Annotated in this window: 21 protein-coding genes and 1 tRNA gene; 7 read left to right on the forward strand and 15 right to left on the reverse strand. The window is 41.4% G+C overall.

Annotated elements, in window-relative coordinates; all coding sequences use genetic code 11:
• Positions 1-68: 68 nt before the first annotated feature.
• The 5 genes from BA1DRAFT_RS11230 to BA1DRAFT_RS11250 all read right to left on the reverse strand — a co-directional run bounded on the left by BA1DRAFT_RS11230 (position 69) and on the right by BA1DRAFT_RS11250 (position 5,916).
• Complete coding sequence (locus BA1DRAFT_RS11230) at positions 69-932, reverse strand: 2OG-Fe(II)-dependent halogenase WelO5 family protein (RefSeq protein WP_036779036.1); 864 nt, start codon at positions 930-932, stop codon at positions 69-71.
• 91 nt (positions 933-1,023) lie between these two features.
• A complete protein-coding gene (locus BA1DRAFT_RS11235) occupies positions 1,024-2,031 on the reverse strand; it encodes a fatty acid desaturase family protein (RefSeq protein ID WP_036778978.1) in 1,008 nt (335 codons plus the stop codon).
• Between the two features lie 8 nt (positions 2,032-2,039).
• Positions 2,040-3,140 carry an amidinotransferase gene (locus tag BA1DRAFT_RS11240; RefSeq protein WP_036778981.1) on the reverse strand — a complete coding sequence of 367 codons (1,101 nt, stop codon included), beginning with the start codon at positions 3,138-3,140 and terminating at the stop codon, positions 2,040-2,042.
• 723 nt (positions 3,141-3,863) lie between these two features.
• Positions 3,864-4,169, reverse strand: a complete 306-nt coding sequence (locus BA1DRAFT_RS11245) for a hypothetical protein (protein WP_036778983.1) — start codon at positions 4,167-4,169, stop codon at positions 3,864-3,866.
• 793 nt (positions 4,170-4,962) lie between these two features.
• Entirely contained in the window at positions 4,963-5,916 is a 954-nt protein-coding gene (locus BA1DRAFT_RS11250; protein WP_036778986.1) for an alpha/beta hydrolase family protein, read from the reverse strand.
• A gap of 153 nt (positions 5,917-6,069) precedes the next feature.
• On the opposite strand from BA1DRAFT_RS11250, the gene BA1DRAFT_RS11255 reads away from it, so the two are divergent.
• Both BA1DRAFT_RS11255 and BA1DRAFT_RS11260 read left to right on the forward strand, forming a co-directional pair.
• Positions 6,070-6,969 carry a DNA-3-methyladenine glycosylase family protein gene (locus BA1DRAFT_RS11255; protein ID WP_036778988.1) on the forward strand — a complete coding sequence of 300 codons (900 nt, stop codon included), beginning with the start codon at positions 6,070-6,072 and terminating at the stop codon, positions 6,967-6,969.
• Positions 6,969-7,247 carry a hypothetical protein gene (locus BA1DRAFT_RS11260; RefSeq protein ID WP_036778990.1) on the forward strand — a complete coding sequence of 93 codons (279 nt, stop codon included), beginning with the start codon at positions 6,969-6,971 and terminating at the stop codon, positions 7,245-7,247. Before BA1DRAFT_RS11255 ends, BA1DRAFT_RS11260 begins: the two co-directional genes overlap by 1 nt.
• Here BA1DRAFT_RS11260 and BA1DRAFT_RS11265 read toward each other — a convergent pair.
• From BA1DRAFT_RS11265 to BA1DRAFT_RS23105, 6 genes are all read right to left on the reverse strand, one after another.
• Entirely contained in the window at positions 7,230-7,655 is a 426-nt protein-coding gene (locus BA1DRAFT_RS11265; RefSeq protein ID WP_036778992.1) for a hypothetical protein, read from the reverse strand. The two genes, BA1DRAFT_RS11260 and BA1DRAFT_RS11265, sit on opposite strands and share 18 nt — an antisense overlap.
• A complete protein-coding gene (locus BA1DRAFT_RS23100; RefSeq protein ID WP_235201046.1) occupies positions 7,652-7,813 on the reverse strand; it encodes a hypothetical protein in 162 nt (53 codons plus the stop codon). Before BA1DRAFT_RS23100 ends, BA1DRAFT_RS11265 begins: the two co-directional genes overlap by 4 nt.
• Positions 7,814-8,271: 458 nt before the next feature.
• Entirely contained in the window at positions 8,272-8,895 is a 624-nt protein-coding gene (ycaC, locus tag BA1DRAFT_RS11270; RefSeq protein ID WP_036778995.1) for an isochorismate family cysteine hydrolase YcaC, read from the reverse strand.
• Between the two features lie 171 nt (positions 8,896-9,066).
• Entirely contained in the window at positions 9,067-9,258 is a 192-nt protein-coding gene (locus BA1DRAFT_RS21975) for a hypothetical protein (protein WP_072164792.1), read from the reverse strand.
• A 31-nt stretch (positions 9,259-9,289) separates the two neighbouring features.
• Positions 9,290-10,327 (reverse strand): hypothetical protein, encoded by a 1,038-nt coding sequence (locus BA1DRAFT_RS11275; protein ID WP_036778997.1) that lies wholly within the window; start codon positions 10,325-10,327, stop codon positions 9,290-9,292.
• 142 nt (positions 10,328-10,469) lie between these two features.
• Positions 10,470-10,564, reverse strand: a tRNA-Sec gene (locus BA1DRAFT_RS23105).
• Between the two features lie 236 nt (positions 10,565-10,800).
• On the opposite strand from BA1DRAFT_RS23105, the gene prlC reads away from it, so the two are divergent.
• The gene (gene prlC, locus BA1DRAFT_RS11280; protein ID WP_036779000.1) at positions 10,801-12,843 is read left to right on the forward strand and encodes an oligopeptidase A; all 2,043 of its coding nucleotides are present in this window, start codon (positions 10,801-10,803) and stop codon (positions 12,841-12,843) included.
• Positions 12,844-12,849: 6 nt separating this feature from the next.
• Positions 12,850-13,593, forward strand: coding sequence for a 16S rRNA (guanine(1516)-N(2))-methyltransferase RsmJ (gene rsmJ, locus BA1DRAFT_RS11285; protein WP_036779002.1), 744 nt, complete (start codon positions 12,850-12,852; stop codon positions 13,591-13,593).
• Positions 13,594-13,644: 51 nt separating this feature from the next.
• On the opposite strand, the gene gdhA is transcribed toward rsmJ, so the two are convergent.
• Together gdhA and uspA are read right to left on the reverse strand one after the other, a co-directional pair.
• Positions 13,645-14,988 carry an NADP-specific glutamate dehydrogenase gene (gene gdhA / locus BA1DRAFT_RS11290; RefSeq protein WP_036779005.1) on the reverse strand — a complete coding sequence of 448 codons (1,344 nt, stop codon included), beginning with the start codon at positions 14,986-14,988 and terminating at the stop codon, positions 13,645-13,647.
• 261 nt (positions 14,989-15,249) lie between these two features.
• Complete coding sequence (uspA, locus tag BA1DRAFT_RS11295) at positions 15,250-15,681, reverse strand: universal stress protein UspA (RefSeq protein ID WP_036779007.1); 432 nt, start codon at positions 15,679-15,681, stop codon at positions 15,250-15,252.
• A 464-nt stretch (positions 15,682-16,145) separates the two neighbouring features.
• Between uspA and uspB the strand changes: the two genes are divergently transcribed.
• On the forward strand, positions 16,146-16,481 hold the full coding sequence (gene uspB, locus BA1DRAFT_RS11300) for a universal stress protein UspB (RefSeq protein ID WP_036779010.1): 336 nt from the start codon (positions 16,146-16,148) through the stop codon (positions 16,479-16,481).
• A gap of 54 nt (positions 16,482-16,535) precedes the next feature.
• Here the strand turns inward: uspB and pitA are convergent, their stop codons facing one another.
• Positions 16,536-18,026 carry an inorganic phosphate transporter PitA gene (pitA, locus tag BA1DRAFT_RS11305; RefSeq protein ID WP_036779012.1) on the reverse strand — a complete coding sequence of 497 codons (1,491 nt, stop codon included), beginning with the start codon at positions 18,024-18,026 and terminating at the stop codon, positions 16,536-16,538.
• Positions 18,027-18,295: 269 nt separating this feature from the next.
• Here pitA and BA1DRAFT_RS11310 point away from each other — a divergent pair, with 269 nt between their 5' ends.
• On the forward strand, positions 18,296-19,480 hold the full coding sequence (locus BA1DRAFT_RS11310; protein ID WP_036779015.1) for a BaiN/RdsA family NAD(P)/FAD-dependent oxidoreductase: 1,185 nt from the start codon (positions 18,296-18,298) through the stop codon (positions 19,478-19,480).
• Positions 19,481-19,813: 333 nt separating this feature from the next.
• Here BA1DRAFT_RS11310 and BA1DRAFT_RS11315 read toward each other — a convergent pair whose 3' ends face one another.
• Positions 19,814-20,782, reverse strand: coding sequence for an IS30 family transposase (locus BA1DRAFT_RS11315; RefSeq protein ID WP_036779017.1), 969 nt, complete (start codon positions 20,780-20,782; stop codon positions 19,814-19,816).
• Positions 20,783-21,172: 390 nt separating this feature from the next.
• On the opposite strand from BA1DRAFT_RS11315, the gene BA1DRAFT_RS11320 reads away from it, so the two are divergent.
• Positions 21,173-22,879, forward strand: coding sequence for a ShlB/FhaC/HecB family hemolysin secretion/activation protein (locus tag BA1DRAFT_RS11320; RefSeq protein ID WP_072164793.1), 1,707 nt, complete (start codon positions 21,173-21,175; stop codon positions 22,877-22,879).
• Positions 22,880-22,881 lie beyond the last annotated feature (2 nt).

The following is a 22,881-nucleotide window of genomic DNA, read 5'->3' on the forward strand; positions in this document are numbered from 1 at the left end:
GGCAATCATATTACACGATTATGGATAAATATCTGTGAGCAGTTTTCAATCTCTATGATCACGTTACGTTAGGTCCACCAAATAAGATCACCATTTTGCTGTAATCCCATAAAACAGGTCACCAGTAAACGCCTTTCTGGTGCAGAGATAGTATTACTATTCAGTACCGCATGGACCAAGTTCCCATTCAGTAATACCAAATCTCCCGCCTCAATATTAATCACCATACTTGCATGATCTTCCAATAACTCCGACGGATATGGAAAACCACTGTAAGCTAAACCAAGGGCACTACGCGATTGATCATCAGGTTGAATATTCCATACTTTTAATTGTCCGCCATTTTGAGGAACGTCAGCGTAAAAATTTACCGCCATAACACGATTAATCTGTTGGATCTCAAAATCACTCTGGCTCGGATCACTTAACTGTGCAAGATCATCATGAGGTAATAAAAGGAATTCGCCAAAATTATTCCAATACACAATTTTTACATTACCCGCCGCAACACCATGATACATTGCAGGACGTATTACCCGTAAGGCATTACTACTAAAATGAATTACTTGATCAATGAAACGATCAATTGGATTGATCGTATCTTGAAACACCTCATTAATTGAAGAACGGAAATGTTCCGCTTCTTCAATATATTGGCGGGTATCTTTTTCAATATGCGATGCTCCAATGAAATATCCCTCAACACCTTCAATACCTTCTCCGTAACGAGGAGTCCGTGCCGAGGAACGCCAAAAGTTCTCAATTATTTTCCTGCTTTGTTCTGACGGAAGAAAATTACGAACCCGACAAGCCGCAAGGCGACCATCCAAAAGGGCAGAAAGTGCGTGTATAGATATATTGTTTGATGTTTCATATATCATAAACTCCGATTCTGCCAGCGTTGCTCCTCTAATCTCGAATTTTTTTTGCATTATAGTCGATTCACCCATTATTTTTGGTTTATACCCGTCCTCTTTCAAGTTGCCTCTTTGTTGGCTGCACTCACTCACCCCGGTCACATAGTTACCTATGCTCCCGGGGATTCACTCCCTTGCCGTCGCGATCCATCTTAAAATCCATAGGGTTTATAGATCTATGAAGTAAAGATCTACGTCTATGTAAAAAACCCAATATTGCAGGTACCGGACTAATAACTCTCTTCTGTGCAGAAAGCTGAGTCGAATATTTCCTACGTAAATCAGGTAATAGCCTCCAATGCGTGTTTCCTGAGATATGATGTTCTTGGTGATAGCCATCATTAAACATCAAAAAATTATAGACACGACCATAGTAACTCACTGAATTTGAAAATTTATTTTCCGGCAATGCACCATAATGTTCATAATAATTTTGTATATTAACCAGAACAAAGGCAAAATATAGAGAAGGTAGATAGCAAAATAAGGTCCATTCCCAAGAGCAAGTGAATAAGATAATAACCCACATCGCTTGAAATAGTCTATCCAGTCTCAATTGCCACAACTCTTTCATTCTCCTAACTTTTACTCTTGAAAGAAGTTTTTCATATCCTTTATCAGCTTTACTAAGCGGTTTATGCCATATAAATATAGCCCATAACATACGAATTAAACTGTTATAAAGAGTAAATATTCCACCAATGGTAGAATAACTCCAAAGAGTATTATGTTCCCCTATTTCTTTTCCATTGATAAAGGTTGAAGAAGTATCCTGAGGTCCACTTTCGCCGACTCCCCGGTCGTTATTATATTTGTGGTGATTACGAACATGGGATAAATGATAAGACTGTATAGATTGCCCAATATTCATTGAATTCAATATAGACACAAACATATTCATAGCATTAGAAACAAACCAGGGAGTATGGGTAAAAAAATGCGAGATCACTATTATGTTGTAAGTTATCATCAATGTAAGGAGAATAACATTAGTCAACCACCCCATAATAGTGAAACCATTCCAATACACAACTAGCGTAATAGTGGCTACCGTATGCAAGATACTTAATGCAAACATTCCTGCATCCCAAAGGGAATATCTCCAGATAGCCATCTTTACTCCTAGTCAAGATAAGATTGTAAAGTTCCGCGCCGTCTTACATCCACGGTTGCACAATGGAAAGAACCACCGAAGGTATTAAAATTCCTGAAATTACATGGAATAGGCGTAAAGCCCCAACGTTTCATGGCAGCAATCATTGGCTCATCCTGTTTTTCAACAATCACTCGCTGCTCATCCAACATCAGAATATTCATGTTGATCCATTTACTGGTGGTATATAGAGGGTGATCATCAGGAATAACTGGATCAGGCGCATGTAATACGTCCCAGTTCCTAAACAGTTCAGGAATTTTTAACACCTTTTTGGGGTTAATCAACAGTTTTCCTGGCGCCATAGGAACAAAGGTAGCATCAATATGCATAGGGCTATCATCGTTAAATTCAAAAACATGAATACGATACTCATCACCTATATGACGACGAAGCCATTCAATACCAAATTCATTTGTGACATGGCTCTTTTGAGCAATGATGTCTCGCCCACATCGGATAAAATCCGCAGCATCAAAAGTCGGTTCAAATTCAGTTATCGCAAGGGGAACACGCTCCTCGCTATTAGGCTGATGCCATTCGAAATTATATTGTTCCTCGATCAGCTGTGGTTTTGGCCCGGCGCTCCATTTTGCACCTTTCTTAAAGTAATCTTTAAGTAAAGTCTTATATGCCGCCGTCTCAAAATAACGGGAACGCCATGCTAGCGGGCATTCAATAATATCATTTCCAATAACTAACAGCACATCGCGAGGCATTGCACAATAAAACCCTGTACTACTCCAGCCTGGCGCACCAAATACCTGAGATTGGTCTTGCGGATCTGGACGACGTACTGTCACACCTTCACCTTCAAGAATATGGACAAATTCTTCTAACTCTCTAGATGCTGCATCAATTTGTTCTTGCGGAAATGCCCGACCTGCATACCGATAAAAATTAGTAATTTGATTCGGTGGCAATATCGGCTCTATCGCCATATGCCAGCCGGGAAATCTGGCGCCATCAACTACACCGACAATAACCTCCTCAAGTGGGTCCCATTCATTAAAAGAACAAACTGGGGAAGTATTCTTACTATTACAATCTGTTACATTTGAATCAAGCATGTCGTCTCCTGATATTTTAATATTATGTCGCTTTAAAACTATAACAATTGTATTAATCGCGACCCTATTTCCATCAATATAAACCTCTTAGAAAAAATTCAATTTCAATATATCATCATACATAATATTGTGAATTTACATATCTTCTCGCTTAAAAAATCCAACAACAAATCATAATATTGGCTATTTAAAACAGTAAAAAACTGTTAAAAAATTTATTTTTCCGTTATAAAACGTTCAACCAAGGTAATAATATAAAAAACAACTTTATAGTTTCACTGTAATTTTATAACTCTAAAATAAGAATATAAATTTGTCTGCGAGCAATAATATATGGACATTTAAATTTGTAAAGGAATTAAATTTAAGGATTGTAAAATAGAGTTAATGTGATTGTTTGCTATATAATTATTACCGTTAAAACATTACCTAAAATAAACCACATTTATTTATAAGATATAGACTCTTTAATTTCAAAATAATTTATTTAAATAGTAACAGGAAGAACGTAAATATTTACGTTCTTCCTAATTTTAGGTGCATTTGGTAGAAAACACATTTATGTTTTTAATAAAACCAGTCCCATGCTATAAAGAAACACTACATTTAATTTCAATTAGCAATCATGCTGTATTTGGCAACTGATTATATCACTCAAACTAAATCAGGTTATTCTACAGAATATTTTTTCAAACACTCATTTAGAAATTTAACAAATAATTCTTAAATTTCAACACCTACTATATATTTTAGCTTAGTAAGATTACTTTTTGCGACTTTTACTTTCACTTCTAATTTTTCATGAAGAACACGTAAAAGAGAAAGATAGAGCAGCACAATCTTGTCTTTATCTTTATCACCGTCAACTAGTAATAGATGAAAATCATCAACTACGCCTAAAATATTCAGACTAACAATAACTGAACTGGGTGACAGAATATCAATATTGACCTTCTCAACTTTACCCACTTTAAGCTCATCATCGACAATCAGCTCTTCATTTAACAAAATATCTTTCTTAATTATCATGACATAAACTCCAAAATTTAATCTAACCAATTGATAAATAACTTATATCATTCAAGAATACATACAATAAGCCATTCATCTTGCCCATACAAAACGGTAACCATTTTCACTAGAAAACAAGGTGTTTATCAGGAATTTATCCAGCACTTAGATAACATATACAGCATTTTTTATGCCATATTGACGCTTTATCTAATATATATAACTATAGATGCGATTAATGTATTGTCAATAAAATAAAAAAATAAATTTAATTAATTTAAAATCAATATTTTATTACCCAACAAAAAATAAAAAAGATATTACATCCTGTAATGAACCGGATATTTTAGTAATTTTTTCAATCGAATATAATGACAGAGACAAATGATAATGGAAAATAAACAGCTACTTCCCTTCTATACTACAAAAGGTAAAACCGAGAAAATCACCTAAGAAACGAAGAATAATTCATAACGTTTTAGCACTATATTTTTTTGAAATAACAAGCGGTATATTAATCAAGTGATGATTTATAGGAAATATTATAATTTCACCCCATCTTTCCATTATAATAACAAGAATATAAAATAAATCTCAGGAAATTATATTATTATTAAATTTATTATAAACCATTAATCACCAACTTTTTATTTATATATATCTTTATTGCCAAATGAGATATAAAATTAACAACAGTTACTATGCGAAAATAATCCTAAAAAAACGTGGTGTCAATTTTTACTATACCACGTTTTATTTCCAAATTTAATATCACCTCCCAATATATAAAAACCAACGAATTAATACCATTTTAGATAACAGACTTTTCTCCATAATCCCTAGATAACCAATTCTTTATATCTTCAACAATAGGAGTAATCTGCAAAACACCTTCACTATTCCTGAATCCATGATTTAAACCTGGGTATTGATAAAAGGTAATATTATCTTTCTTTAATTGTTCTTTCATTTTTATCGCTGAACCAGAGCTGACTGAATTATCATTTAGCGTTTGAATAATCAAGATAGGACTCTTAGTCTGATTTAACACTTTATATTGATCAATACCAAGAGAAACCCTCCACCAATTAGCACCGTGATTACTCATTTCTATATGACTCATATTCTTCCCGGTAGCTATTTCTTGCTGAAAATCCCTAAACCCTTTAATTGCCTCATTGAGATATTCTGGTGACACCTCACTCCTTATACTATGAATAACATCATCAGCGAAATACCGCCCACCACCATTCAGTGACACGGTTCTATCAATATAATTGACTTGTGATGTAATTAAATTAGCAACAATTGCCCCCTCACTTCCACCCAAAATAACGATCTTCTTATATTTATTCTGATGTTTCAGATAATCAATGATCTGAATATAATCCCTAACCCTTTGTTCTGGTGTATCCGAGCTCATATAAGCCTTAGGACAATCTGAACGTTCAACAGCATCAGACCAAGGGAGTGATGAATTAATGCCATATTTTTCCACAGTCAGAACATCACTATCAGGATAAATATCACTGAACGTATCATTCACAAACTTATTATTAGCGATACTATTACAATCAGAGCCCTGTATCAGCACTAATAGATTTTTACCACCTCTTTGTTTAAGATAGTAAGTTATTTCACTACCATCATGACGCAAAAACTGTTTATGTACATTTGTATTTGAGTAAGCGAAACTTATACAACATGAAAAAAGCAAAACAGATGTCATAATTTTCTGTCGTAGATTAAAACGATATGTTTTCATTAGTCTCTCCTTTAATTGACATATACAAAGACCACAAATTTACGATATTGTTCCTGTCAGAAAAATTTTTAAAATTTGCGAACAAGCTTCAGAGTTTTTTATCCAGCATGCTAACTATAATCACTAAAATACCCATACATTTGGAGAAAAGAAATGCAAACCACCTTATCCAGCAAAATCGCATTACCCGATAATTATCATACCCACGATTTTTTCGCCCTTCATCAAAGAGATAAACAAAATATCGCTGAAATTGTGGAACAGAATAAAGTTCAAAAAGGAATGATGTGGGATGACAAACCGGCGGAATTAACCATAGCGATTAATGCAAAAACCGCACATATACAACTTAAAGTTGATGGTGACACCACAGGCCCTGATGAGCGCTTATCTGCTTTAGCATCGCATATGCTAGGGCTTCTACAACCAGTTCATATATTTGAGTGTTTATATAAAGAACACCCGGTTATTGGTTCACTTATTGCCAGACAATCAGGTCTAAGAATTTATCAATCGGCCACACCGTTTGAAGCATTAAGTTGGGCGGTTATAGGCCAACAGATCAGTGTTAGCGCAGCCATCTCTATTCGCAGGAGATTTATTCAGGCAATAGGAGTTCAGCATTCCTCCGGGCTATGGTGCTTTCCAACCGCCAGACAAATCATCAACCATTCAGAAGATGAATTACGCCAATGCGGATTTTCTGTCAGCAAAGCCAAAGCATTACTCCGCTTAAGCCAATTAATTGAATCTGGTGAATTAACATTAGCCATCTCTAATGATGAGCAAGATATTCAGCAATTAACAAATAATCTACTCACTATAAAAGGCATTGGTATGTGGACAATTAATTATTCCCTGTTACGGGGATTTAACTATTTAAATGGCTCACTGCATGGCGACGTCGCAGTAAGACGTAATATCCAAAGATTATTCAATCAAAATGAAAAAGTTTCCGCAGAACAGGCAGAAAAATGGTTGGCAGACTTCGCTCCCTGGAAAGCCCTATTAGCTGCACATTTATGGCGACAAGAATCAAGTGCAGGGTATTGATGTTGTTGTTAGTTTTCATTTCTTTAGCTGGTATGGTGTATTGTTGTTATAGAACGATTAACCTTGAAAACAACTTTTTTCGTGAATATAAACTCTATGATAAGACCGACAAAGTTTCCAATAAATCAAATTGTTATGAGTCTATTCTCATTTCTTCTTTAGATGATTTATTAAAAGAAAGAATTTCTAATACTCTTAAATATACTACTGAAAATTCTATCGATAAAAAAGGAGGTGTTCCCTCCTTAATCAGTGCACACTTAGCAAACAAGTTTTAACTTAGGATAAACAATACTTTGAAACTCTGCCGGAATTTTGTCTTTAATATCTGATAATATTTTTTTGTCTGCCCCGATAGCTTCTAAAAGCTCATTAATAATAGATTCTAGCTTCTCCGTTCTATCCCATTGGACTTTATAAGCTCCCGAATTTATCTTTTGTTCTATTCTCTGTAACTGTTTATTTTCTTTATATATATATTTCATTCTAATAATATTCATCTCGTTATCTACATTTTCTTTATAGGTGATAATCATATAAATATCATTAGATTTCTTAATGGTTTCAATGCTATCGTATTCACTCTCAAAAATAGCAGTTATGAGCTCATCAGGCTGAACACCTTTCACTAAGCAAAAGGCTACCATTCTTTCTATAATCTCGTTTACTTTTAATGAGTCGATCATCGTATCATCCTCTTAACTTCTTCAAGTATTCCCGCTAATGCCTTTTTATTATCTGATTTATTAAAATATTCTCTAATCTTGATGTATGCCTCAATCTGAGGCGTTCTTAATTTCTTATTTCCCTCAATATTAACTGCTGTATCAAAAAAATAAGACATACATATTCCTTTACTCTACCAATCATATAATCACCATTAAACCCATATTCATGTAAAATAGTCTATGTAGTATGGACAAAATCTTGACTAATAGCACGGAATTTATAACTTGGCCGCTCAATAGATTACTTTTCACTTTTTCCTAATTGTTTCATTTACGCTATCCATTTCAATGAAAACACAATAATATTTCACAGTATATAATCCTATGAATAATTTAATTACCTAATAAGATGAAATTGTAAGGATATTACATCTTTATATTCCCCCTCTCATGAAAACAAAAAAGGACCTCTGTATAGAGATCCTTTAACTATATACTGTCAGTTATTAGAATCAATAATATCCCCGGAAAGTCTGCAAGGCAGGATTATCACTGTAATCGGATAGGGTTCCTGTAACATAATTATCCATTAATGTAATCATGACTCAGCCCTTCCTGTTGCATGACATCGTTGTTACTCCTTTGTCAGAAGATTAAAACTGGTCATCAGGTTACGATAATCTGGAATATGACTGGAGAATAGATTTGCCAGTCCTTCGATATCATTTCGCCAGTCACGATGCAGCTCACACGCAACTGCAAACCAGGTCATCAACTGAACCCCTGCTTGTGACATACGATCCCATGCTGCGTTTCGTGTCATTTCATTAAATGTACCTGATGCATCGGTTACAACAAAAACATCAAACCCTTCTTCAATCGCTGACAATGCCGGAAATGCTACGCACACTTCGGTGACAACACCTGCAATAAGAAGCTGCTTTTTACCTGTTGCTTTAACAGCCTTAACAAAGTCATCATTGTCCCAAGCATTAATGTTACCAGGTCTGGCAATGTAAGGCGCATCAGGGAACTGCTCCCTTAACTCAGGGATCAGTGGCCCATTTGGTCCGGTTTCGAAACTAGTGGTAAGAATTGTAGGAAGGTGGAAGTACTTAGCAAGATCGCTTAATGCCAGAATGTTATTCTTAAATTTGTCAGGCTCAATATCACGTACCAGAGAAATCAATCCGGTCTGGTGGTCAACCAGCAGAACGGCTACATTATTTTTATCGAGTCGGACGTAAGGTACACCCATATTAACCTCCTTCATTGGGGACGTTTTTACTAAAAAATCAGATGAAACATTTCTTACTTAAACGTAGACCATTCAGTTGGATTTACCACTTATTGAATCACAGAGTCGTATGTGAGCAACAATCCCTTTGAATTTATTGGTTATTTCTCTATGCAATTTTGACGTGAGTCCTCAATTATGCCCCGACATATTTTTCCGACCATCATTGGAGAAATAAGCATTTATTCGCGGTTCAACGGAAACATGATGATGTTTGATCTCTACCCTCTCCTGCCAAAGAGCAAAACCGAGTGAAATGCTGACGATAATGATGCCGACAAATGCGAGGATAGTGTCCCGGTACTCATTGAAAACATGACGCATAGACGCATAAATGTTGTCTCCCTACCCTGAATTACGCGATACGATGTAAGATCTTCTCCAGAAAGTCATTGGCATGATGTCTATGTAGGTAGTCCTTCACTTCCCTCTCCCAAGATTCGCCATCACCCAGCACGGCACGGCTATGGGTAGATGCATAAAGATAGCGCGTGTCATATAGATTGATTAGTGTCTGGTTAATGCCATCGATATTGCAGCCGAGGTTATTGCGTTGCTGCACTTCTAATGCCCGCAGCACCCGTACCTGATACTCTGGATCCGGCACGCACGTCCGTTCACTGAGTTCGCTGAGCACTAGGAACTGCGGTGGGATCCCTTCTTCGATTGCCGCCTGCAAACGGTAGTGGCCATCGAGGATGATAAACGATGCTAGCCCGGCGATGTACCAGAGCAGAATGGGCGGCAACGTGCCTTCTCGGCATTTTTTACGCCACCATTTCAGACGCCCCGCCTCCGGCTGGAGAGGATATCGCCCGAGTAACAGATTGCCGCCCCACCACCAATCCACCAGCGAGATGCGCTTAGGGGTTATCAGATCGGGGAAATCTTCGCCGTATAGTGCCCAATCGCAACCGATATTCCCGGCGCTGGCAGGCGCGTGAAAACACCAGCACTCAACCGGTATCTGTCGTTCAAGGGTATAAGGCGCAGTGGGCGCGACGGGTGACATGGGCCGCAACAACCAGCGGCGGGCGGGCAAAAGCGTAACGGAGGACTCCAGCAGATGACGGGCAAAATAGCGGCACCATTCACCGGTCCATGCTTGCGGCCCAGCACGTTGAATCGACCCCACCTCCTGCGAAGTCATGGGCGGCAACAGTGCGCGCTGGTCCAGATGATCTGTGTTAAACACCAGCCAAACGCCGGAATAATCTTTTAACATCGAGGCCCAGAATAGCGGCGTCTCGCGAATATACAGTGTCATGCGGCCATTATGGCCGCTACACATTTCCATCGCTGCAACCGCAGCAGGATCCGCCTGATTATGCAGTTCCAGCCCCTGCCAAGTGTTGTTCCGGTCGAGAAGATCCTTCCACCAGTAGTGCGACATGTGATTTTCCTTGTACCAAAGATAGGAAAAGTTTAAGGCAATGAGAGGAAGATGCAAATGGCGATCCGTTGAACGATGCACACGTTACCCAATTAATGTTACAACAATTTGTTGAGTTTGATGGTGTTCAAAAGAACTCAATTGGCGGAAGATCACAGGAGTCGAACCTGCCAGAGACCGCTGGCGGCCCCATCTGGATTTGAAATCCAGCCGCCCCACCGGGGACGATGATCTTCCATATAAATACAAAGAATTATGAAAAGGGGCTAATCATAGCGCATATTATCTGGCTTCTGAATCCGTTTGCTGAAATCATTCTCAATTTCCTAAAAAGCATTAAATTTTATTGTTCATAAACTCAACATTCGCGTTGAGTTTGTCGAATTTTACCTACATCTTATTAGCCGATACCCATTACGATACAAGGTTGCTCCACTCAGCAATGTACCCAACACATAAAAAGGACGCTTTATATGACTAATCCGTTACTCGTTCCATCAGGTTTACCCAAATTTTCTTCTATTAAACCCGAACATGTTGTTCCCGCTGTAAAAGAAGTCATTGCCAATTATCGCCAAACCATCGAAAAAATATTGGCCGAGAATACCGTTTTTACCTGGGATAATCTGTGTCAACCACTGGCCGAAGCAGGTGATAAACAATCCCGTGCATGGTCACCAGTCAATCATTTGAATTCGGTTAAAAACAGCCCAGAATTACGCGCCGTCTATGAAGAAAGTTTGCCATTACTGTCTGAATTCAGTACCTGGTTAGGTCAACACAAGGGACTCTATCAAGCCTATAAGTCATTACGTGAAAGTGCTGAGTTTGAGAAGCTCTCTGTGCCTCAGCGCAAAGTTGTCGAAAATGCTCTGCGTGATTTTAAACTATCCGGTATTGGTCTGCCTGAAGAGAAGCAGAAACGCTATGGCGAGATCAGTGCACGTTTGTCCGATTTAAGCTCGCAATTCAATAATAATGTGCTTGATGCCACTATGGGCTGGACCAAATTAATTACTGACGTGAAAGATCTGGCTGGTCTGCCAGAAAGCGCTCTTGCCGCCGCTAAAGCTCAGGCAGAAGCCAAAGGACAAAAAGGCTGGCTATTGACTTTAGAAGCACCAAGTTACCAGCCGGTTATTACCTATGCAGATAATCGTGAACTGCGTCGGGAAATTTACCACGCCTACAATACCCGCGCATCCGATCAAGGGCCAAACGCAGGTAAATGGGATAATAGCGAAGTGATCGCCGAAATCCTTGCGCTGCGTCACGAACAAGCTCAATTGCTTGGTTTCAAAAATTATGCAGAACAATCCCTTGCAACCAAGATGGCAAAAACCCCTAAGGAAGTGTTGGATTTTCTGAATGATTTGACAAAACGCGCGCATCCACAGGGCGAAGAGGAAGTAGATGAGTTAAAAGGTTTTGCTAAATGGCATCATTGCGCCCACAAGCTAGAAGCTTGGGATATGACTTACTATGGCGAAAAACAAAAACAGTACGAGTTCTCTATCAATGATGAGCAGTTACGTCCTTATTTCCCTGAACAAAAGGCTGTTGAAGGGCTATTCGAAGTTGTTCGCCGTATCTATGGTATTACTGCCAAAGAGCGCCATGATGTAGAAACCTGGCATCCAGATGTCCGTTTCTTTGATCTGTACGATGACACTAATGAGCTGCGCGGCAGCTTCTATATGGATCTGTATGCTCGCGAGAATAAACGTGGCGGCGCCTGGATGGATGAGTGTATCAGCAGCATGCGCCGTTCTAACGGCGAACTGCAAAAGCCGGTTGCTTATCTGAACTGCAATTTCAACAAACCTGTTGGCAATAAACCAGCGCTGTTCACCCACAATGAAGTCAATACGCTGTTCCACGAGTTTGGTCACTGTCTACACCTGATGCTGACTAAGATTGAAACTGCCGGTGTCTCCGGTACCAATGGTGTACCGTGGGATGCGGTTGAAATGCCAAGCCAATTCATGGAAAACTGGTGCTGGGAGCCAGAAGCACTGGCATTCATCTCTGGTCACTATGAGACTAAAGAACCTCTGCCGCAATCCATGTTGGATAATCTGTTAGCAGCCAAAAACTATCAGGCTGCCATGAGGATCTTACGTCAACTTGAGTTTGGTCAGTTCGATTTCCGTCTGCATGTTAACTACGATCCAAAGAAAGGCGCTCAAACCATGAAGACCTTAAAAGAAGTGAAGAAATTGGTCTCCGTAGTGCCTTCACCTGAATGGGGCCGTTTCCCACATTCATTCACCCACATCTTCTCCGGTGGTTATGCCGCTGGCTACTACAGTTATCTGTGGGCTGATGTGTTGGCAGCCGATGCTTACTCTCGTTTCGAGGAAGAAGGCATTTTTAACCGCGAAACCGGGCAATCTTTCCTTGATAACATTTTGTCCCGTGGCGGTTCAGAAGAACCAATGGAGTTGTTCAAACGCTTCCGTGGCCGTGAACCAAAACTGGATGCAATGCTGCGCAAGGCCGGTATTAAAGGGTAATTTAAGGTGGGAATCTGTTTAATCTGTGAACAAGGCGCTGATAACAGCGCCTTATCTCAACTGGCAGAGCGCTGGGGGCTGATGCATGACGAAAGCGCGATTATGGCGTTGGTCTTTACCCCTCAACGTCTTGAACTTCGTAAACGGGATGAGCCAAAGCTAGGCGGCATCTATGTCGATTTTGTATCAGGTACAATGGCACATCGCCGTCGCTTTGGCGGCGGACGCGGCGAAGCCGTTGCTAAGGCCATAGGAATCAAAAAAGATTATCTACCAACAGTCGTAGATGCTACCGCCGGCCTGGGGCGCGATGCCTTTGTGCTGGCATCACTGGGTTGTCATGTAAGAATGCTGGAACGCCATCCTGTGGTCGCGGCATTGCTGGATGATGGACTGCAACGAGGTTATCAGGATGAAGAAATTGGTGGCTGGTTGCAAGAGCGCATGACGCTGCTCCATGCCTCCAGCATTACAGCGCTGGCCGATATTACGCCACAGCCCGATGTCGTTTATCTTGATCCTATGTATCCACATAAGCAGAAAAGTGCACTGGTGAAAAAAGAGATGCGAGTGTTCCAATCTCTGGTTGGCACTGATGAAGATGCTGATAGTTTGCTAGCCCCTGCACGCGCTTTGGCAAAACGCCGTGTCGTGGTAAAGCGACCTGATTATGCAGAACCCTTAGCTGGAGTCGCTGCATCAGCGGCTATCACCACGAAAAATCACCGTTTTGATATTTATCCTCGTTGAAAAAAATCAGCCGTTATTGCGGCTGATATCTTTTAGTTTAAAGAATGTAGTTTAAAGAATGCCTTGAGCAAGCATAGCGTCAGCAACTTTCACAAATCCGGCAATATTCGCACCCTGAACATAATTGGTCTGTTTTCCCTCGCCACCATACTCAACACAGGCGTGGTGAATATCCAGCATGATGTGATGCAAACGCGCATCCACTTTTTCAGCCTTCCAGCCTAAACGAGCCGCATTTTGTGCCATTTCCAGACCAGATGTTGCCACGCCACCAGCATTGGCCGCTTTACCGGGTGCGAATAGCACACCTGCTTCAATAAAGGCTTCCGTCGCTGAAATAGTTGCTGGCATATTCGCCCCTTCAGCAACCGCTTTGACGCCATTCTTGATAAGGACCTTAGCCGCATCCAAGTCCAGTTCATTCTGAGTGGCGCATGGCAAAGCGATATCAACCGGCACAGACCAAGGTTGTAGCCCTTTCAAGAAAGTCAGACCCCGCTCTCTGGCGTATTCTTCCACACGGCCATAGCGTTGGTTTTTTATCTCTTCAAGATGAGCCAGCTTCTCCGGCGTAAACCCTTCCTCATCAACTAAAGTACCGCCGGAATCAGAAGCGGTTACTACTTTCGCACCCAACGCCATGCATTTTTCAATCGTATATTGTGCAACATTACCCGCACCGGAAACCGATACGCGCATACCTTCAAAGCCCATGCCATGACGTTTCAGCATGGCATTGACGAAATAGACCAGACCATAACCAGTTGCTTCCGGGCGAATCAAACTACCGCCAAAAGAGAGCCCTTTGCCAGTAAATACACAAGCCGTGTTGTTAGAAAGCTTTTTCATCATCCCTGACATAAAAGCCACTTCACGGCCACCTACACCAATATCGCCTGCGGGAACATCAGTATCTGGCCCCAAATGGCGGTACAATTCTGTCATTAATGCCTGACAAAAACGCATGACTTCACCCTGACTTTTTCCTTTAGGATCAAAGTCTGAACCTCCTTTACCACCACCCATTGGTAAAGTTGTCAGTGCATTTTTCAAGGTTTGTTCAAAGCCCAGGAATTTTAGAATAGAGAGGTTCACCGATGGATGAAAACGCATGCCACCTTTGTATGGGCCAATGGCGGAGTTGAATTGCACTCGCCATGCCCGGTTTACCTGCACTTTACCCTGATCATCCACCCAGCAAACCCGAAACTGGATAACCCTTTCTGGCTCCACCATACGCTCCAGTAGGCTATGTTCACGGTATTTCGGGTTTTGTTCAAGAAACGGCCAAAGAGAGGTGAATACTTCCCGAACAGCTTGGAGATATTCTGGTTGATATTCATCCCTGCGTTGAATCGATCCAAGAAATGAAGACAAAGATAGTAAACAGCTCATTTAGTTATTCCTTATTTCTACTTCGGTTGTGATGGATTCTCAGTCATTTTCTAATCATTATTTTTGTTGAAAATGTGAGATAAGTTGTGTTTGCCCTTTGAATATATCATTGTTCTATATTCATCTTTCAAGAAGTTTTTTCGCAGAAAGGTAAAAAAAATTTCTTGATTGCACCGAGCATAAGCCAAACACCCCCCCATTTCACCAAAAAAAACGCCTGCATAAGCAGGCGATTTTATCGAATAACTTTTCAATCTATTGTCATTCATCATCACGCAGAGGAACAATCAGCATATCAACATGAACCGTGTTAATTAACTGACGAGCAGAAGACATCAATTTGCTCCAGAAATCCTGATGATGACCACAAACAACCATATCTATGTCATATTTCTTGATTGCATCAACCAGTACTTGCCCCAGATCACCGCTACCACTCAGGGTCTCCTGAATGTCATAGTCTGAATCTGCGGAGAGCGCTTTCAGCGCACTGCGGGTCTCGTCAGTAATACGTTGCTGCATATCACCGAGATTAACATCAATCAAACCGGTGTAGAGATCGGAATAGTTAACATCAACATGGATCAGGGAAACTTTGGCATTGTCCGGTTTAGCCATAGAAACAGCTTTTCTCACCAAAACCTGACTTTCCGGGGATAAATCAACCGCAACAAGAATATGTTTGTAAGCCATAAGCGAACTCCTTCCATAATGCCGAGTTAGTGAGTTGGCAGGGCAAATTGCCACTATCCTATGTTTATTACTACTTAGAATGTTCTTCAAGATTGTTTCGATCACAGCTCATCGTATTTAGCGACTGAGCAAAGAACATCCACCAAACAAACAACATATACCACAATTGCTCTTCCTGCCACTTGATGTATAGCAAAATCCTACTCTGAATTTATGACTTTTCTTGATACCCAATATAGTTACGTGAACAACTAACCAGTCTCTCTGAGGTTTCATGGCTGGATAAAACTGACTAGATGAGTGTTTATGACGTTTTTCTGTTAGTTTTGTCCCAACTCATGCAGAACAGGTTTTTTGTACTATCTGGTTATCTTTCCTACAATAGATATAAAGGTGTCACCACCTGCGATTTTGATTTTTTCTTTTTTGTGACAGCTCTGGCTAACCATTCTAAGGAGGGGATTATGTTCAGTACAATCGCACTGTTTTGGGCGCTGTGTTTTGTCTGCATTATCAATATGATGCGCTACTTCTCTTCACTACGAGCATTGCTGTCCATTCTTCGTCAATCTGATCCCTTGCTTTATCAATCAGTAGACGGTAACGGCTTTTTCACTACTCATGGGCAACTTAATAAGCAAATACGACTAGTGAACTATATCAATTCACAACGTTACCTTGATCATCATGATCCAGAAGTTGTTCTTCGTTGTGAAAGGTTGAGAAGACAATTTATTTTGACCAGCGCACTGAGTGGATTAGTTGTTATTTGCCTGATTTCTATGTTGATTTGGTATTAAATAAAAAGGCGGTATAGTTGACCCATACCGCCCTCAAATTATCCATTAAAACAATTAAATCAGTTTCAAAGCGAACCAATAAAGCGTACCGGACAGCCCGATTGAAACCGGCAGCGTCAGTATCCAAGCCAGCATGATATTCTGGATAGTTTTACCCTGAACCCCACCGCCATCGACCAACATCGTTCCAGCCACCGCAGAAGAAAGCACCTGCGTAGTAGAGACCGGCATGCCGGTATAACTCGCAACACCAATTGAAACAGCAGCAGTCATCTGAGCTGAAACACCTTGCGCGTAGGTCATACCTTTTTTGCCAATCTTCTCACCAATAGTGACTGCAACACGTTTCCAGCCAACCATCGTTCCCAAAGACAAAGCCAGTGCTACCGCAATGATAATCCAGACAGGCGCATACTCAACGGTGTGTAATAAGTCTTTCCGCAATTTATTCAGGAAACGGGCGTCTTCAGCACGAGTTTCCGGCAGTTTAGCCAGAGACTCCGCCGTATCAGCAATACACATCAACATACGGCGCATATTGTTACGCTGTTCAGCATTCAGCTCACTGTAGCTCTGAATACCCTTCAATAGGCTTTCTGTCTGATCAAGAACAACGACAGCACGCGTAATATCACAATGGAATCGCCCTTCCGGTTCATCTTCCGCAACAGCGACCAATGGCGTCAGCTCAATTGCATGGGATAACGCTGAGCCATGCTGCCGATAATATTGTTGCAAGTGAGTAATAGCGTCGTAGGTACGGGCGATGTCATAACCATTGGCATTCATGTTTACAACAAATCCCGCTGGCGCTACACCAATTAGCACCAGCATAATCAAACCGATACCTTTCTGACCATCATTCGCCCCATGAGAGAAGCTTACGCCTACCGCAGACAAAATCAGCGCTGTACGTGTCCAGAAAGGGGGCTTACGCTTACCATCCTTCTTTTCACGTTCAGCGGGAGTCAGATGAATACGTTTACGTTTCTTGGTGCTACTCCAGTAACGACGCAGCAGAAACACGACAGCCCCTGCGATGATCAATCCGATTAAAGGAGAGAGGATCAACGACAGGAAAATCTGTATCATCTTCGGCACATTCAACGCATCAACCACAGAAGAACCGGTTACGATGGCATTGGTTAAACCGATACCAATGATGGAACCAATCAGGGTATGGGAACTGGATGCAGGTAAGCCGAAATACCAGGTACCAAGGTTCCAAACAATCGCAGCCAGCAACATGGAAAACACCATAGCAAGACCATGAGCAGAACTGACATTGAGAAGAAGATCGGTCGGAAGTAAATGCACAATCGCGTAAGCGACACTTAATCCACCAAGAAGAACACCAAAGAAGTTAAATACCCCAGCCATAACGACGGCGAACTGTGCTCGCATAGCACGGGTATAAATAACTGTTGCTACCGCATTCGCGGTATCATGAAAGCCATTAATGGCTTCATAAAACAGCACAAACAGTAGTGCCAGTACTAACATTAGGCTGGTGTGAAAATCCAAGCCAGTAAAAAGATGTAGCATAAACGTTAAGCCAGTTAGTTGGACATGAACGCGGCGCATTATCAGTGACAAATGCTAGCGGGGGAAGTGAAATATGAACTTTTTTTGATTTCATGACAACTAGGTAACAATAAGAAATAGGAATATTCCTTATATATCATAAAATTACATATCTTCTAAAAAATTGACAGATTTAAGTTATAAGGGAATTTTTCCCCGCAAACTTATCAAAAATGCAACATATTAGGGGTAATTCCCCACTAAATTATTTAGTCATAAAGAGAAAAACAGTGGAAAGATTTGATGCGGTTATTATTGGTGCCGGTGCAGCAGGTTTGTTCTGCGCAGCTCAGGCTGGGCAGCTCGGTTTACGGATACTTGTTCTGGACAATGGCAAAAAAGCCGGGCGTAAAATTTTGATGTCCGGTGGTGGACGTTGCAACTTCACGAATCTGTACACAGAACCATCAGCTTATCTTTCTGCTAACCCCCATTTTTGCAAGTCTGCTCTGGCTCGTTACACACAATGGGATTTTATCGAACTGGTTCAACGTTATGGCATTGCTTACCATGAAAAAACACTGGGACAGCTTTTCTGTGATGACTCTGCCCAACAGATAGTTGATATGTTACTGAAAGAGTGTGAAACCGGTCAGGTTACTATTCGCCTGCGCAGTGAAGTTAGCCAGGTAGAAAAAAATGGGCAGGGTTTCGTTATCATCGTTAACGGAAAAGAAGTAAGTACACGCTCACTTGTTATCGCTTCCGGTGGATTGTCTATGCCTGGTCTTGGAGCAACTCCTTTTGGTTATCGGATTGCAGAACAGTTTGGCTTGAAAGTTTTGCCAACCCGCGCCGCTCTCGTGCCTTTTACTCTGCATAAACCGCTACTGGAGCAACTTCATGTGCTCTCTGGTGTATCCGTTCCCGCTATTGTCACCGCCGAAAACGGTACTCTGTTCAAAGAAAATATTCTGTTTACCCACCGAGGACTTTCTGGCCCAGCAATTTTACAAATTTCCAGTTACTGGCAACCAGGAGAGTTTGTAAGTATTAACTTACTTCCAGATAGTGATTTGGAAGCTTTTCTGGAGAAAGAGCGGAGTTCTCATCCAAACCAAAGCGTAAAAAATACTTTGGCAAAATTATTACCAAAGCGGCTGACAGAGAGCCTGCAAACACTCGGCCAAATCCCAGATATTGCTCTTAAACAACTGAACCCAAATCAGCAAAAACAGTTGGCCGCTAACCTCCAATCATGGCGGGTACAACCCAACGGTACGGAGGGCTATCGCACCGCCGAAGTGACGATGGGCGGTATTGATACTCACCAGCTTTCATCCAAAACGATGGAAGCTAACCAAGTAAAAGGACTCTATTTTATTGGCGAAGTAGTAGACGTCACCGGCTGGCTTGGTGGCTATAACTTCCAGTGGGCATGGAGCTCCGCCTGGGCATGTGCGCAAGCGTTGTAACTGTTGTGGAGAGACAATAAAGTTTGCCCGTAAGAGCAATTTTCCTTATGTTCTTACTGGCAACCATATGTGATCTGAACAATCCAGTCAGGTTCAATTGTCCAGTCATACCTGTTTTTTGGCCAGTCTGTAATCGCATTTAATGTTGATAAGCTACTACCCATAATGGTGTTGGCTTGTTATCGGTATACAGTGGGTCTTGAGGGTATGTCCATTTAGTGGATGAAAAAACAGAACGATCGAATACAACATCAAAATTGCAATTCATACATCCACCATTAATTATTTTTTTTGATTAAAAAAGCTTGGATTCACATAATAAGTGCAACATCGTTAATCCGGAAGTAAACATGTTCGTATTCCTTTAAATAATTCATTCGGTGTTTTCCCTCCCCGTGTTTTTCGGGGGCGATTATTTAATCGGTTTACCACAAAATTTATTTCCTGATCAGAGACTTCATTAAAATCCGTTCCCTTTGGAAAGTATTGTCTGATGAGTCCATTGATATTCTCATTTATCCCTCTTTCCCAGGGCGAGTAAGGGTGAGCAAAATAAATTTGGGTTTCTAATTTTTTACTCATGATTTCATGCTCTGCGAACTCCAAACCGTTATCGAATGTGATGGTCTTAACCATTTGTTTTAACTGGTATAATACTTTCACTACCGCTTTTGCGACTTCTGATGCCCGCTTGCTATCAAGTTTAACAATTATGGTATACAACGTTTTGCGGTCAACCAAGGTTAATAAGACACTTTTTTTATCTTTCCCCATTATCGTATCACCTTCCCAGTCGCCAATACGTTCTTTTTTATCAACGAATTCCGGGCGCTCATCAATACTGACCCGATTTTTAATTTTGCCTCTTTTTTCATAGCGACCATAGCGTTTACGATAGGGTTTTCTGGCAATTCGCAGATGTTGCCATAAATCACCCCCCTCTATTTTATCTTGATAAATCAGCCTATAAATCGTCTCATGATGCAAAAATATCCCTTTATGCCGCTTCAAATAATCAACCACCTGTTCAGAACTCAAATCTTGCCAAATTAACCGTTTTATCCATTTTTTGACTTCCGGCGTTATTTTTACGGCTTTTTTAGCAAAATGACGACGAGCTAATCCCTTCAAATGAGCCTGTTCAGGACAATAGGTTTGAACTTCTTGATTTCTCTTCAATTCTCTGCTGATGGTCGACAGGCTTCGCTTAAGTGACTCAGCAATGAAACGCTGTGAAAAACCTGCTTTTTTTAAACTGGAAATCTGGTATCTTTCTGTTTCGGTCAGTTGTATATAGGTCATTGTGCATTTTCCTGTGGCGGGAAAGATGCCTACTTATAGCAACTGACCGCCCTTCTGAAAAATTGCACTTATTAGTCGAATCCGCCTGTGATAATAATTTAGGTAATAATTAATTGAGATAGTAATTACATGATAAAGGTTAATAGCAGGCTTGTGAGATGTCCAAAATTCATACGCCACTACATAATCACTTAGCTTGACTCGTAATGGATTGATCTAATGCTAATTTAGTGCAGTATTTTTGTGCCTTTAAAGCTGATTAATCTAAATATTTCCATTTTTGATTCAAAATCAAATTACTATATTGAAAATAACATAACTTAATCTAAAATACTGCCCCTAAAAATTTTAATCACAATTATAAGAATCTGAATCGGTTTAATTATGGCAATGGTATCCCCCAGCAAAATAATGACAGGGTTGGCCGGATGGGCTGTATTTGTTATTCAGCCTGTATATGCAGATGACCAACCTTTATTCAAACAACAAGAGCAACACCAAAAACAACAACAGCAGGCATTAGAGCAGCGTCTGGAAGCCAAGGCACCGACAGTTCGACTCTCGGATGAAATATCGTCCATTTCTGGGTTGAGCTTTCCCAACGAATCGCCTTGTTTTGTGATCCATAAAGTCACCTTGTCCGGCCGGGAAGACCTGCCACATTGGGTGCCGTTGCAACGTCTGGCAGATCAGGCCAACAGCCACTGTCTGGGTTTGCAAGGAATTGACCTCTTGATGAGCAATATGCAGAACCGGTTGATTTCCCACGGCTGGGTGACGACACGCATTCTGGCACCGGAGCAGGATTTGAGTCAGGGCGAACTGAAACTCAACCTGGTGGCCGGCAAAATACGTCAGGTGCGTTATACCGACGAGGCAGATAAATACGCGACCTTGTATACCGCACTGCCTGCCCATGATGGAAATTTACTGGATCTACGCGACATAGAGCAAGGTCTGGAAAATCTCCAGCGTATCCCGAATGTTCAGGCATCGATGGAACTGGTGCCGGGAGAGCAACCGGGTGAGAGTGATATCGTGATTAAACGCCAGCAGTCACGCTTCTGGCATGTGGGTGCTTGGGTAGATAACAGCGGTACCAAAACCACCGGGCAGACTCAAGGCGGGCTGATGTTTGCGCTGGATAATCCGATGTCGCTGAGTGACCTGTTTTATCTCTCGATGAACCGCGATTTGGCCTTTTCCCACCGCAAGGATTCCACCAACTATACCGCGCATTATTCGGCGCCGTTCGGTTACTGGCAATTTGCGGTCACCGGTAGCAAATACAACTACATGCAAACCGTGCCGGAATTAAACGGAGATGCCAAATATCGCGGAAAAAACCGCAACCTGAACGCGCAATTAAGCCGTGTCCTGCATCGTAATGCCAGCTCAAAAACCATATTGATTTATAGCGTGAATGTGCGCGAAACCCGTAATTTTATGAAACAGACTGAAATTGGTAGCCAGAAACGCCGTACCAGCAGCTGGAGTCTGGGGCTGAATCACCGCCATTATATCGGCGCTACCGTACTGGATGCCGGGGTACGTTATCAGCAAGGTACCCGTTGGTTCGGCGCATTACCGGCTTATGAAGAGCGACGTGATAAATCTTCTTATGATTACGCCACAGCAAAATCAGAAATTATCCAGTTGTCTGTGACACTAAATACCCCATTTAAGCTGGGCAGCCAATCCTTTCAGCACAATATTGAATACCAGAAGCAATGGAGCAACACCCCGTTGACGCCGCAGGATCAATTCAGTATTGGCAGCCGCTGGACGGTGCGCGGTTTTGACGGCGAGCGTACACTCAGTGCCGATGAAGGCTGGACACTACGCAATACGCTCTCATGGCAAACTCCGGCGCCTGACCAACAGCTTTATCTGGGGGCAGATTACGGCCGGGTCGGTGGACACGGTTCGGAAACCATTATCGGTCGCACATTGGCAGGTGGAGTAATGGGACTGAAAGGCAATATCCGCCCAGCGCATCTGGCGTATGACGTGTCGGTTGGTACCCCGCTCTCTAAACCGGATGGCTTTAAAACCGACTTTGCCCACATCAATTTCAGCCTGAACTGGCAGTACTAAGG

The sequence above is a fragment of the Photorhabdus aegyptia genome (assembly GCF_000612035.1).
GTDB classification, from domain to species: domain Bacteria; phylum Pseudomonadota; class Gammaproteobacteria; order Enterobacterales; family Enterobacteriaceae; genus Photorhabdus; species Photorhabdus akhurstii.